The 12,402-nt window shown below is 58.6% G+C and carries 13 protein-coding genes; 8 read left to right on the plus strand and 5 right to left on the minus strand.

Annotation, left to right across the window (positions count from 1 at the left end):
* The first annotated feature begins 29 nt into the window (after positions 1-29).
* The gene (locus ACR0LY_RS02715) at positions 30-275 is read left to right on the plus strand and encodes an EF-hand domain-containing protein (protein ID WP_170348814.1); all 246 of its coding nucleotides are present in this window, start codon (positions 30-32) and stop codon (positions 273-275) included.
* A 47-nt stretch (positions 276-322) separates the two neighbouring features.
* Here the strand turns inward: ACR0LY_RS02715 and ACR0LY_RS02720 are convergent, their stop codons facing one another.
* On the minus strand, positions 323-1,867 hold the full coding sequence (locus ACR0LY_RS02720) for a trimethylamine methyltransferase family protein (protein WP_170348813.1): 1,545 nt from the start codon (positions 1,865-1,867) through the stop codon (positions 323-325).
* Positions 1,868-2,284: 417 nt separating this feature from the next.
* Here ACR0LY_RS02720 and ACR0LY_RS02725 point away from each other — a divergent pair, with 417 nt between their 5' ends.
* Positions 2,285-2,803, plus strand: a complete 519-nt coding sequence (locus ACR0LY_RS02725; protein ID WP_170348812.1) for an outer membrane protein — start codon at positions 2,285-2,287, stop codon at positions 2,801-2,803.
* 6 nt (positions 2,804-2,809) lie between these two features.
* Here the strand turns inward: ACR0LY_RS02725 and ACR0LY_RS02730 are convergent, their stop codons facing one another.
* Positions 2,810-4,000 (minus strand): pyridoxal phosphate-dependent aminotransferase, encoded by a 1,191-nt coding sequence (locus tag ACR0LY_RS02730; protein ID WP_170348811.1) that lies wholly within the window; start codon positions 3,998-4,000, stop codon positions 2,810-2,812.
* 265 nt (positions 4,001-4,265) lie between these two features.
* Between ACR0LY_RS02730 and cysS the strand changes: the two genes are divergently transcribed.
* Genes cysS through ACR0LY_RS02745 form a run of 3 tightly spaced genes read left to right on the plus strand, consistent with a single transcriptional unit; the run spans position 4,266 to position 8,076 of the window.
* Positions 4,266-5,663, plus strand: a complete 1,398-nt coding sequence (cysS, locus tag ACR0LY_RS02735; protein ID WP_170348810.1) for a cysteine--tRNA ligase — start codon at positions 4,266-4,268, stop codon at positions 5,661-5,663.
* A complete protein-coding gene (gene cimA / locus ACR0LY_RS02740; RefSeq protein ID WP_170348809.1) occupies positions 5,663-7,297 on the plus strand; it encodes a citramalate synthase in 1,635 nt (544 codons plus the stop codon). The genes cysS and cimA overlap by 1 nt, the downstream gene beginning before the upstream one ends.
* The gene (locus ACR0LY_RS02745; RefSeq protein WP_170348808.1) at positions 7,294-8,076 is read left to right on the plus strand and encodes a squalene/phytoene synthase family protein; all 783 of its coding nucleotides are present in this window, start codon (positions 7,294-7,296) and stop codon (positions 8,074-8,076) included. The genes cimA and ACR0LY_RS02745 overlap by 4 nt, the downstream gene beginning before the upstream one ends.
* A 3-nt stretch (positions 8,077-8,079) precedes the next feature.
* Here the strand turns inward: ACR0LY_RS02745 and ACR0LY_RS02750 are convergent, their stop codons facing one another.
* Positions 8,080-9,306, minus strand: coding sequence for an MFS transporter (locus ACR0LY_RS02750; RefSeq protein WP_170348807.1), 1,227 nt, complete (start codon positions 9,304-9,306; stop codon positions 8,080-8,082).
* Between the two features lie 98 nt (positions 9,307-9,404).
* On the opposite strand from ACR0LY_RS02750, the gene ACR0LY_RS02755 reads away from it, so the two are divergent.
* From ACR0LY_RS02755 to ACR0LY_RS02765, 3 genes are read left to right on the plus strand one after another with little or no spacing between them, the layout of a single operon-like run.
* Positions 9,405-10,037: a DNA-3-methyladenine glycosylase family protein gene (locus ACR0LY_RS02755; protein WP_170348806.1), complete on the plus strand. Its 633-nt coding sequence runs from the start codon at positions 9,405-9,407 to the stop codon at positions 10,035-10,037.
* Positions 10,034-10,699: an alpha/beta hydrolase gene (locus ACR0LY_RS02760; RefSeq protein ID WP_170348805.1), complete on the plus strand. Its 666-nt coding sequence runs from the start codon at positions 10,034-10,036 to the stop codon at positions 10,697-10,699. The genes ACR0LY_RS02755 and ACR0LY_RS02760 overlap by 4 nt, the downstream gene beginning before the upstream one ends.
* A gap of 2 nt (positions 10,700-10,701) precedes the next feature.
* Positions 10,702-11,205, plus strand: coding sequence for a GNAT family N-acetyltransferase (locus tag ACR0LY_RS02765; protein WP_170348804.1), 504 nt, complete (start codon positions 10,702-10,704; stop codon positions 11,203-11,205).
* A 4-nt stretch (positions 11,206-11,209) separates the two neighbouring features.
* Here the strand turns inward: ACR0LY_RS02765 and ACR0LY_RS02770 are convergent, their stop codons facing one another.
* A complete protein-coding gene (locus ACR0LY_RS02770) occupies positions 11,210-11,635 on the minus strand; it encodes a VOC family protein (RefSeq protein ID WP_170348803.1) in 426 nt (141 codons plus the stop codon).
* A gap of 31 nt (positions 11,636-11,666) precedes the next feature.
* Positions 11,667-12,272, minus strand: a complete 606-nt coding sequence (locus ACR0LY_RS02775; protein ID WP_170348802.1) for an rRNA large subunit pseudouridine synthase E — start codon at positions 12,270-12,272, stop codon at positions 11,667-11,669.
* Positions 12,273-12,402 lie beyond the last annotated feature (130 nt).

Here is a 12,402-nt window from a genome sequence, read left to right on the forward strand (position 1 = left end):
TGCAAAAAACTCAATCAGGAGGCATCACAATGAAACCACAAACTCTGGCCGCTATTTCCGCCCTTGCCTTTGGACTGCCGACGCTGGCCGTCGCACAATCCTCGGCAGATACAAATGGAGACGGCGTTTTGACCATCGAAGAGGTGCAGGCGGTTCTGCCTGAAGTGGACACGGATGGTTTCTCGGCAATGGATGCCAACGGCGACGGCGCGCTGGATGAGGCCGAGATTGCCGTGGCACAGGAAGCAGGATTGCTGCCGCCAACCGACGGCTAACACATTAAAGAAAGCGGCCAGAGGATTTCTGGCCGCTTTTCAATATCTTATTGGGAGAGGTGAATATTGAATCTGGTCCGAAGTTCAGCATCCAGAAGTGGATCAAAGCGCGCCGGTGACGGCATCGACAAGATCTCTTCCTTCCGCTTGATCGCCTTTTCGATCAGATCGGGTTTGCCAAGCTCGGCCCATTCCTTGGGTGAGGTGCGGTCGCCGAAAACGGGATAGACATAGTCCGCCTGCATCCGGCTGAGCGTGGCATCGGTGCCCAGATAGTGACCCGGCCCGCCAATGCAGACCTCGGCGATTTGGTCCAAGGCCAAGGTTTCGTCAGTCACTTCGATCCCACGCACACAGCGCTGTGCCTGACCGATCAGGTCGTCACTGAGGATCAGGCTCTCATGGCAAAAGCCCAGCAACGAGGCATGCATGCCCGCCGCTTCGTATACCATGTTCAAACCTGACAGGCCCGCCATGACGTTGGAACACATCTGCTCCCACCCGGCCTGCATATCGGGCAGCTTCGAGTCCGATGCTCCAGCCGCAGCACCACCCGGCAGGTCATAAAACCGATGCATTTGCGCGCAGCCGGCCGTCAGCAGGGCCTGTTCGCCCGAACCGATGGACATCGCACCTGTGCGCAGGTCCAAACCAAATGGCCAGGTGCCAAAAACTGCCGGTGCGCTGGGGCTTACGGCATTTACGTAAACCAGTCCGGCCAGACATTCCGCAGTGGCCTGCGTGATTGCTCCGGCGATGGTTGAAGGCGCGGTCGCGCCTGCCATGCCGGCAGACAACAGCAGAACCGGCATCCCGGCCTTGATGCACTCTTCCATCACTTCGCAACTTTCGGTCGCGAATTTCATCGGGGGCACGACAAAACAGTTCGAATTCGACACGAAGGGCCGCTCACGAAACTTGTCCTCGCCGCCGGCGATCATGTGGAGCATTTCCACCGCAGGGGCAACGTGGCTGGGTTCGGTAAAGGACGTACCGATATGTTTGAAGCTGCCTGAACAGGCGGCGTAGATTGTGTTCAGGTCCATTTCCAGATTGTCCGAGATGTCGCGGCAAACCATGGGGCGCTGAACAAAATGGATGTTTTCTAGCTGTTCGCAAATGCGCGCAGCATCGTGCAGGTCCTGAACGGTCGAGTCGCGGTATTCCCGCCCGTGTACATCCACCATGCTGACGGCAGCACCGGCGGTGCCGTAGTGAACCTTAGTGCCCGACAACTCTAGGTCGGTCTTTCCATCGCGGCTGTACAGGGTAACCGAGCGGTTGGCCTTGGCAATCGTGTCTTCCACCAACGCGCGCGGGAACCGGATGCGGCCATCGTCACCCAGGATGCACCCGGCGCCGACCAGGTAGTCGATGCCGCTTGGCGGGGCATCCGCCAGACCAATGGTTTCCAATGCGGTCAAGGCGGCTTCGTGTATGCGCTCGATTTGGGCTTGGGTCAGCACATTGAGAGTGCCGCCTTCCATACCTGCACGGACAGGGCGCAAATGTTCGGGCAGGGCAGTTGCACGGGCAGCACGACGCGCGGCGCGACCGCCGGTGCGGGATGAGGTGCGGGTTTGATCGTTCATGGTTCGGATTCCGATGGGTAATTGGCTGTCAGAAGGGTTGATCTAAGCCTCTGACGGCCGCCCACGTGCCGCACGACCACGATCCGCACCAATGGTGCGGCTGACCAGTCGAATCTTCCAAACGTCGTTTTGCATGCAGGTCCTCACCTATTGACCTGAAGTTTCCCGATGTACCTGATCACAATCTGTTCTGTTTGCGACCTGAGCGCCTAAAAGCGAAGTATTCATGAAGATGTCACACTCTTCTTTTGTCTGCTCAAGTTTTTTTCTTTGGCACCTGAAAATCTGTTATAGTTCCTTCACTTATTTAAGAGTGGTTCGTGATCTCAATTGAAATTTAATGATCATGTACCAAGTTTTTGAGTTAACATGACTTAACCGAACGTCTCTGCGGCGAAAGGTTTTTAGGAGAGATTAATGAAAGCCCTTAAGGCCCTCAGTCTCACAACATTGGTGTCCCTCGCGACCCCGGTATTGGCTGAGGATTGGACCGGGGCTTATGCAGGTTTTAGCTTTGGATATGCAGATGCCGAAGGCCCGAATGGCTCCAGCGGCGATGATCTGACCTTCGCGCCACATATTGGCTATGACCGCGACTTCGGGAATTTTGTTTTGGGCGGCGAGCTTGAATACAATAGCCTGTCTTTGGACTTGGGGCAGGGCGAGGGTTCCCTGGACAGCATGACCCGCCTGAAGCTGCGCGGCGGCTATGATTTTGGCCCGGCTTTGGGCTATGTTGTGATCGGTGCGTCGCGGGTCGATAGCTCAGTCGATAACGATACCGCTGCTGTGTATGGAATTGGCGTGGCCTATCCCATCGGCGACCGCTTTGTCATCAGCGGCGAAGCGTTGCGGCAGGAGTTCGACGATGTCACCCGATCAGATGGCGCCCTGGATTCGAATGTCTTTAACCTGCGAACCTCATTCCGGTTCTGACACCCGTTAACTGGCCGCGGCGTGACGACCGGCTATTTCCGTTGCAAATTCGCAAATCCTTGACAAAGCGGACCCGAACCGTTCGTCATCAATGGTCATGGCCACACGGATATGGCCGGCGGCGGCGGACCCAAAACTCTCACCCGGCATCACGGCAATGGCGTGCGTATCCAGCAGCGCGTTGGCGAATGCTTCTCCGCTGAGACCCGTGGCGCGGATATCCAGCATCAGGTACATGGCCCCCTGCGCTGGAACCAACCCGACAGTGTTCTGAGTGCTCAGAATACCCACGGCGAGTGCGCGCCGCCTGCGGAACGGCGCAGCGATTTGATCTTCCAGCACGTTACCTGCGTTCAGGGCGAAACTAGCAGCGTCCTGAATAAACCCGGGAACCCCATAGGTCGTATGCGTAGCGAGGTTGATCAGATGCGCGATTACATCCTCTGGCCCAACAATCCATCCACAACGCGAACCCGTCATGGCGTGCGACTTGGACATCGACCCAACCACCAGCGTACGTTCGGTCATACCCGGCAGAGTGCGCGGCGAAATATGTGAGCCTTCCCAAACCTGTGTGTCATAAACCTCATCCGAAATCAGCCAAAGATCCCGCTTGCGACAGACCTTGGCGATCCCTTCAAGCGTTTGACGGGAATAGACGACCCCGGTGGGGTTGTTTGGTGTGTTGATCAGCAGGGACACAGCGCCATCCGCGACCGCGTCAATCTGCTCGGCACGCGGTTGAAATGCGTCTTCGGCGGTTGTCTGAATCGCCCGCGCTTCCGCTCCGACACCGCGGATCGTACCGGGATAGGTGGCATAATATGGATCCAGATACAGACCAACATCGCCTGGATCGCAGACCGCAACATGGGCAGCGAACAAGGCGGATTGCCCACCAGGCGTGATCAAAACATTGTTTCTGGTCGTGGGAACTCCGGTACGCGCCTGCAGCCGGGCGGCCACGGTATCGCGCAGCAAATCCGTGCCTGGCACCATCGCGTATCCGGTGTGGCCTTGCCGCGCCGAATGGTCCATGGCTTCCAGAATCGATGGGTCGGTTCGGATGTCATGTTCACCAATGGTCAGTTCGACTACAGCATAGCCGTCGCTGACCATTCGACGGGCACGATAGAACACGTCCCAACCGTCACTGCCGCCGCCGGTCAGATGAGTAATACGCTGCGACAATTTCATGACCCGCCTCCGTCTGGTGTTCTGCGCCGAAAGGGCCAGAGCCGTTGCAGAATGTCAATCGGCGAAACAGATGGTTGGAACTCAAGGCTTGGCGAAAGGCGGTCGCCGTGATACTGGGACAATATGAACCCGATGACCTGCATCATTATTTGCTGCATTACCTGCTGATACTTCAAGCGGGCCGGTTTCTTTCGTTTTCATCCCTGAGACAAGTTGCTAAGCCCGCGTTAACGCGACCAGCCATGCTGTCTTTAGGAGCCGACCGATGACGACGATCAAACTGCACAACACCCGGACGCGGACGAAAGAGGATTTCGTGCCGATCAGTGCCGACAATGTGCGGATGTATGTCTGTGGGCCCACCGTTTACGACCGCGCCCATCTGGGCAACGCACGGCCTGTAGTGGTGTTCGATGTGCTCTACCGATTGTTGCGACACACCTATGGTGCGGATCACGTGACTTATGTGCGCAATTTCACGGACGTGGATGACAAGATCAACGCGACTGCGCTGGCACGGCAACAGGCGGGGGCTGAAGGCACGTTGGAGCAGCTGGTTCAGGAGCGCTCGAAAGAGACCATCGGTTGGTATCTGCACGACATGGGCGCGCTTGGGGCGCTAGAACCCAATGAGATGCCGCGCGCTACGCAATACATTGCGCAGATGATCGCGATGATCGAGGATCTGATCGCTAAGGGCCACGCATACGCGGCAGAGGGGCACGTTCTGTTTGCCGTGGACAGTTGGAAAGAACATTACGGCGAATTGTCGGGCCGGTCCCTCGACGACATGATCGCGGGCGCTCGGGTTGAGGTTGCGCCTTACAAGAAAAACCCGATGGATTTCGTGCTGTGGAAGCCCTCGACCGATGAATTGCCGGGGTGGGACTCCCCTTGGGGCCGAGGGCGTCCGGGCTGGCACATAGAATGCTCGGCCATGAGCTATGAGCTGTTGGGCGAGAGTTTTGACATCCACGGCGGTGGCAATGACTTGATGTTCCCGCATCATGAGAATGAGATCGCGCAGAGCAAGTGCGCCCATCCGCATGGTGAGTTCGCAAAGGTCTGGCTGCACAATGAGATGCTGCAGGTGGAAGGCAAGAAGATGTCCAAATCTCTGGGCAATTTCTTCACCGTCCATGATCTGCTGGAGCAGGGCGTCCCGGGTGAGGTGATCCGCTTTGTCTTCCTGCAAACCCACTATCGTAAGCCGATGGATTGGACTGAGAAGAAGGCACGTGAAGCCGAGGCGACGCTGCGCAAGTGGCGGGCGCTGACGTCGGGCATCGAGCCCGCCGCCAGCGCGGCACCTGCAGTTATCGCAGCGCTTAGTGACGACCTGAACACTGCGGGTGCTTTGGCTGAACTCCACCGTCTGGCTGCGGATGGAGATGCCGTTGGTTTGTTGGCCAGCGCACAATTGCTTGGTCTCTTGACCCCCGTGATGGGGGCGTGGGCGGATACCACATCGACGGATTTGTCGGCACATGCGGACCGGTTGGCAGATGCGCGGGTCATTGCGATGCAAAGCAAGGATTTCTCGGAAGTGGACCGTCTCAAAGCCGCTTATCTGGCTGCTGGGCTTGAGGTTCGTATGAGCAAGGATGGTGTCGAACTGGTGCCCGGTGCTGGGTTCGACGCTGCCAAGCTGGAGGGGGTGTGATGACCAAAGACCGCCTCTACCTCTACGACACCACCCTGCGAGACGGGCAACAGACGCAGGGCGTGCAGTTTTCGACCTCTGAGAAGGTGCAGATCGCACAGGCGTTGGACGCGCTGGGTGTCGACTATATCGAAGGCGGTTGGCCGGGCGCGAACCCGACTGACAGCGCGTTTTTCGATGTTGCGCCCAAGACTTCGGCCCGTTTGACCGCATTTGGCATGACTAAGCGGTCGGGCCGGTCTGCTGAAAATGACGATGTTCTGGCCGCGGTGATGAATGCAAACACGCAGGCGGTGTGTCTGGTGGGCAAGTCGCATGATTACCACGTGACCCACGCGCTGGGAATTTCGCTGGAAGAAAATGTCGAGAACGTCCGCGCCTCCGTCGCGCATATCGTGGCACAGGGTCGTGAGGCTCTGTTTGACGCCGAGCATTTCTTTGACGGGTACAAGGACAACCCCGGCTATGCGGTTCAGGTGTGTCAGGCGGCCTTGGACGCCGGTGCGCGCTGGGTTGTGCTGTGCGACACCAATGGCGGCGCACTGCCCGCCGAGGTGACGCGGATCGTGACCGAAGTGATTGCCGCCGGATTGCCCGGTGACCGCTTGGGCATTCACACCCACAACGATACCGAAAACGCGGTGGCTTGCTCTCTGGCCGCTGTCGATGCGGGCGCGCGGCAGATACAAGGCACGCTGAACGGGTTGGGTGAGCGATGCGGTAATGCGAATCTGACCGCTCTGATCCCGACTTTGCTGTTGAAGGAGCCCTATGCGTCGGGTTTCGATATCGGTGTCAGCGGGCAGGCCTTGGCCGGTTTGACGCGGGTCAGTCGGATGCTGGACGATATCCTGAACCGGGTGCCCAGCAAGCAATCGGCCTATGTCGGCGCCTCGGCCTTTGCGCATAAGGCAGGGCTGCATGCCAGCGCGATCCTCAAGGACCCATCGACTTATGAACATGTCGATCCGGCCTCTGTCGGGAATGCGCGGATCATTCCGATGTCGAACCAGGCGGGGCAGTCGAACCTGCGCAAACGCCTGACCGAGGCCGGTCTGTCCGTCGAAATGGACAACCCGGCGCTGGGGTGCATTCTGGACCGGATCAAGCAGCGCGAGGCCGAGGGGTATTCCTATGACACTGCGCAGGCCAGTTTTGAGCTGCTGGCACGTGATGAGTTGGGGCAGCTGCCCGAGTTCTTTGAGGTCAAGCGCTATAAGGTGACCGTTGAGCGGCGCAAGAACAAGTACAACAAGATGGTCAGCCTATCCGAAGCCGTCGTTGTTGTGAAAGTCGACGGGGAAAAGAAACTGTCGGTTAGCGAGTCTTTGGACGAGGACGGCAGTGACCGGGGGCCGGTGAACGCGCTGGCCAAAGCGCTGGCCAAGGATCTGGGGCAGTATTCGCAGATTTTGTCCGACATGCGTCTGGTCGACTTCAAGGTACGCATCACGCAGGGCGGCACCGAGGCGGTGACCCGCGTGATAATCGACAGCGAAGACGGGCAGGGGCGGCGTTGGTCGACCGTGGGCGTAAGCGCGAACATAGTCGATGCCTCGTTCGAGGCGCTGTTGGACGCGATACAGTGGAAACTGGTGCGCGATTGCGGGTCACAGACGGCGGTGGCCGAGTGAGCGTAGATTTTGATGATGACGTTAAGGCCTGCGCAGCATTGGTGCATCGCGCTGATCCTGACCGGTTCATTGCGGTCATGGCGGCACCCGTTGCGGTACGGCCTAAACTGTTCCCGCTCTATGCGCTGAATGTCGAGGTTGCTCGGGCCCCTTGGGTCACGCAAGAGACAATGATCGCTGAAATGCGCCTGCAATGGTGGCGCGATGCGCTGCAAGAGATTGCCGAAGGTAAGGCGGTGCGCCGGCATGAGGTTGTGACGCCTCTGTCGCAGGTCCTGTCGCCCGATCTGGCGGCTACGTTGGATGAGTATGTGGCCGTAAGGCGTTGGGACATTTACCGTGATCCGTTTGAGGACGAAGCGCATTTCGACACCTATATCAACCATAGCGCCGGATCCTTGATGGTCGCAGCCGCGCAGGTTCTGGGTGAAGCGGACGAAGCTGTGCTGCGCGATTTCGGCTATGGCGTAGGGGTGGCGAACTGGTTTCGGGCGATCCCCGATCTTGAGGCGCGTGGTCGTATTCCTTTGCTTGACGGCACGCCTGATGGTGTTCGGTCACTGGCGCAAAAGGCCTTGGACAAACTTCAGCGCGCACGGTCAAACAGTGCAGGTATTTCAGCAGATGCCCGCCCCGCGCTTTTTGCGGGATGGCAGGCAGAATGGGTTTTGCGGCGAGTCGTGACTCGCCCAGAGCGCGTCGCCGTCGGGGACCTCGCACAGGGTGAAATTCGCCGCAGAGCGTCCTTAATGTGGTCCGTTGCCAGCGGGCGCTGGTAGGCGTCAGACCGTTTCCGGCTCAGAGGGTTTCAGAACCAACCACAGCAGCGCACCACCTGCCAGTGTCAACAGTGGGATCATGGCCAGGTTCACGGCGGTCCAGCCTTCGACTGGTGACCCACCCGAGCAGTTCATCAACCCACCCGAAGCGAGCGACGCAAGTGTCACGCCGCCAAACACCAGCAGGTCGTTCAGCCCCTGCATCCGCCCACGTTCGTTCACGTCGTGCGACGCGGCCAGCATCGTCGTGGCGCCGATAAAGCCAAAGTTCCAGCCAATGCCCAGCAGGATCAGCGCGATAAAGAAATTGCCCAACTCGACGCCTTGCAAAGCAACCACACCCGCGCCGGCCAGAATGGCGAGACCGAGGGCTACAATTTTTTCGACTCCGAACCGCGCGATCAACTGGCCCGTGAAAAAGCTGGGCACATACATCGCCAGAACATGGCTAGTGACGACATCAGCGGCATCGTTGGCGCTGTAACCGCACCCCACAACCGCAAGCGGGGTCGAGGTCATGACAAGATTCATCAAAGCGTAGGAAACCATCGCACAAATGATCGCCACGGCGATGCGTGGGGTTCTAAGCATTTCAAGCCGGGATCGTCCTTTGGGCGCGTCTTCCTTTGGCTTTTCGGGCGTCGGGATATCGAGGAAGAAAAACAGCACTGACCCAAAGACATTCATCGCGATGACAGCCAGATAGGTGCCAAAAAACGGAATCACATATGCGGTCGAGGTCAGTTTGACGATCTGCGGACCGATGATCGCCGCTGCAAGACCGCCTGCCATGACATATGAAATCGCTTTGGGCCGAAACACGTCAGACGCCGTATCAGCAGCTGCAAAGCGGTAAAATCCATGCGCGCTCATGTAAATGCCGGTCAGCAGGCTTCCCAGCAGGAAGACCGGGAACGAGCCCAGAAACAACCCGTACGCGCCGACCGCCCCGCCGCAAGCCCCCGCAGTAGCACCAACCAGAAACCCGGCGCGCCGTCCCCAGCGCTGCATGATCGCCGAGATCGGCGTGGCAGCCAGCATTGACCCCAGCACGATGAGCGAAATCGGCAGGGTGGCCAGACACGCGTTTGTAGCCAGTGAATCCCCAGCTAACCCGCCCACGATAAAGAGCATCGGCATCTGTGCGCCCAGTACAGCTTGTGCCGCCACCAAAACGGCGACATTGCGCTTGGCGCGACTGGTGTCGAGGGTTGTCGTCGTTAGTGTCATGCGCCAATGCGTATCTTTGAAAAGCCTGTCGTACAAGCGGGTTGCATCTGCGACAAAGCAACCTACCGTGAGCGCGATATCATTTTCCCGGAGGGCCCATGTCTGTCGGACGCATCATTGAATCACCTGACTGTGTCGCAGAGGGCGCCGAATGGCTGGCCGCGGAATGCCCGCGGATGGCCTGGGCGATGGATCAGACTGGGCCTTTGCCCCTGCGTCGCCGTCCGGATGGGTTTGCCCAACTTCTCAGCGCTATTGTCAGCCAGCAAGTCAGCGTGGCCTCGGCCAATGCGATCTGGAAACGGCTGCAGGATGCCAAGCTCACCGGACCGCGCAAGATCATGTGGGCAACCGATGACGATTTGCGGGCTGTGGGGCTGAGCCGTCAAAAGATACGCTACGCACGCGCGTTGGCTGAGGCGCGTATTGATTACAAGACATTACGCGACGCATCTAATGCGGATGTCATCGCGACTTTGACCGAGGTGCCGGGGATCGGTGTCTGGACAGCTGAAATATACGCGATGTTCTCTTTGGGGCGCGCCGATGTGATCGCTCCGGGCGATCTGGCGCTGCAAGAGGCAGCGCGCATCCTCTATGACTTGCCCAAACGTCCCACGGACAAAGAACTGCGCCAAATGGCCGAAGCTTGGTCGCCCTGGCGATCGGTTGCGGCGCGTGTGTTGTGGGCCTATTACCGGGTGGCAAAAGAACGAGAAGGGATCAGATGACACGGGTTTTGAATGCGCTCCGAAAAGAGCCGGTTTCGGGCGATACGCGCTCAGTCGTGGTGTTCGTGCATGGCTATGGGGCCAATGGGGCCGACTTGCTGGGTCTGGCTGATCCGTTGGGCGAACACTTGCCTGACACGCTGTTTGTCGCCCCTGATGCGCCCGAGCAGATCCCCGGGATGCCAAATGGGTTTCAGTGGTTTCCGATCCCATGGATTGACGGTTCATCCGAAGAAGAGGCCCGACGAGGAATGGAAATGGCGGTTGAGGATTTCAACGCCTTCCTCGATGCGCTGATGGTGGACGAGGATGTTTTGCCGGAACAGGTTGTATTGTTCGGGTTTTCCCAGGGCACGATGATGAGCCTGCACGTCGCACCGCGTCGCGAGGATCCGGTTGCCGGCATCGTTGCCTTTTCGGGACGGTTGCTAGAGCCCGATCTGCTGCCCGACGAGACGGTCAGCCGGATGCCGATTCTGCTGGTTCATGGTGACGTCGATGATGTGGTGCCGCCGCAATCCTTGCCCGCCGCCGCTGAAGCGCTGCAAGAGGCCGGGTTCAAAGAGGTTTACGCTCATGTGATGAAGGGTACCGGCCACGGAATTGCGCCGGACGGCCTGAGTGTCGCGCTGGCCTTCATGCGCGACAAACTGAGCCTGTAGGGATGATCGCGGTCCGCCCCATGATGCCAGAGGATGTGGCCACAGCTTGCCGCATCCTCAATGAGATCATCGAAATCGGGGGCAGCACCGCGTTTGAAATTCCGTTCTCTGACGCGTTGTTCGTTCAAAGCTACCTAGAGGGCGCTGACAAAATCTGCACCCACGTCGCCTTGGACGATCAAGGAGAGGTGGCTGGCTTTCAGTGGCTGGGAATGCACGACGTGTTGCCACAGGATTGCGCCGATATCGCGACCTTCACCAGACGTCATCCTGCGCTGAAAGGGGCAGGCCGGGCCTTGTTCGCCGAAACTTCGAAATTCGCGGTGGCAATGGGGTTTACAGCGATTAATGCAACCATCCGCGCCGATAATGGGATGGGCCTTGGCTACTACGACAAGATGGGGTTTCAAGACTACTCGGTCGCCTATGGCGTGCCACTGCAGGATGGCACGCCGGTTGATAGAATATCTAAAAGGTTTGATCTATCGGCGGGCGCGGCACTCTGAGGGGTCAGCCCCACAAATGCCCTTCGGCAAATTCAACCGAATTGCCTGACGGATCGCGCACGTAAAGAGAGCGTGCGCCGTTTGGCCAGTCAAACTCGGCATCTAAGGGGATATTCCAATCCAGCAGATGTTTGCGCATCGTGTCGATCTCCGCGCGTGTCAGGATCAGACAAACGTGGCCAGGCCCGTGCGCGCCATGGGGGGGAACGGGCAAGTCGGGATTGCCCGGCGGTTTCTCGGTTTCTTCCGCGTTAAACAACAACAAGACCGAACTGCCGATCCGGAAGAATACGTGTCGATCCGTCACGCGCTGGATTTTCTCCAACGCCAGGATCTCTCCATAAAACCGTTCGGCAGCATCCAAGTCGTCGACATAGAGAGCGGCCTCAAGAATGCCGGTTGGTACTGGAATGTCGGGTGTGACTTTCATGCTGTAAGCCTATCACAACATGCAGTTTTTGTCACCGGCGTGGGCGACGGTCGCGTTTGCGTTGCGGGGCAGAGTTCAATGTTGGCGTCGGTAGGCTGTCCCATTGGCCTGGCTCAAGCCCCTCTAGCGACCAGTCGCCGATCCGGGCGCGGATCAGGCGCAGGGTCGGGTGACCGACGGCAGCTGTCATCCGCCGCACCTGCCGATTGCGGCCCTCGCGGATGGTCAGTTCGATCCAGCAATCGGGCACCGTCTGGCGCACTCTGATCGGCGGATTGCGGGGCCACAGCCCTGGCGGTTCATCCATCAACCGGGCTTTGGCAGGGCGGGTCAGGCCGTCTTTCAGTTCAACCCCGTCTCGCAGGGCTTTCAAGGCAGCGTCATCCGGCAGACCTTCGACCTGAACCCAATAGGTTTTGGCCATCTTGTGTTTTGGGTCCGATATTTGCGCTTGCAGTCGCCCGTTGTCGGTCAGCAGCATCAAGCCTTCGCTGTCCCGATCCAGCCGCCCGGCCGGGTAAACGCCTGGCAGATCGATATAGTCTGACAGAGTGCGGCGGGGCGAATCTGCGTTGGCGCGGTCGGTAAACTGCGGTAGCACATCGAAAGGTTTGTTGAAGCGAATGAACCAGGACATGACAAACGCCATAGCTCGCAGGTCAGTGAGGCGCAACCTGTGGATAACTGTTACGCAGGTGTTACAGATTCGGATTAACCAATCCCCGAGATATTGTGGAAACTCAGGGCTTGTCAGAGATTTAACACGA

The organism is Ruegeria sp. BC5, from assembly GCF_056539205.1.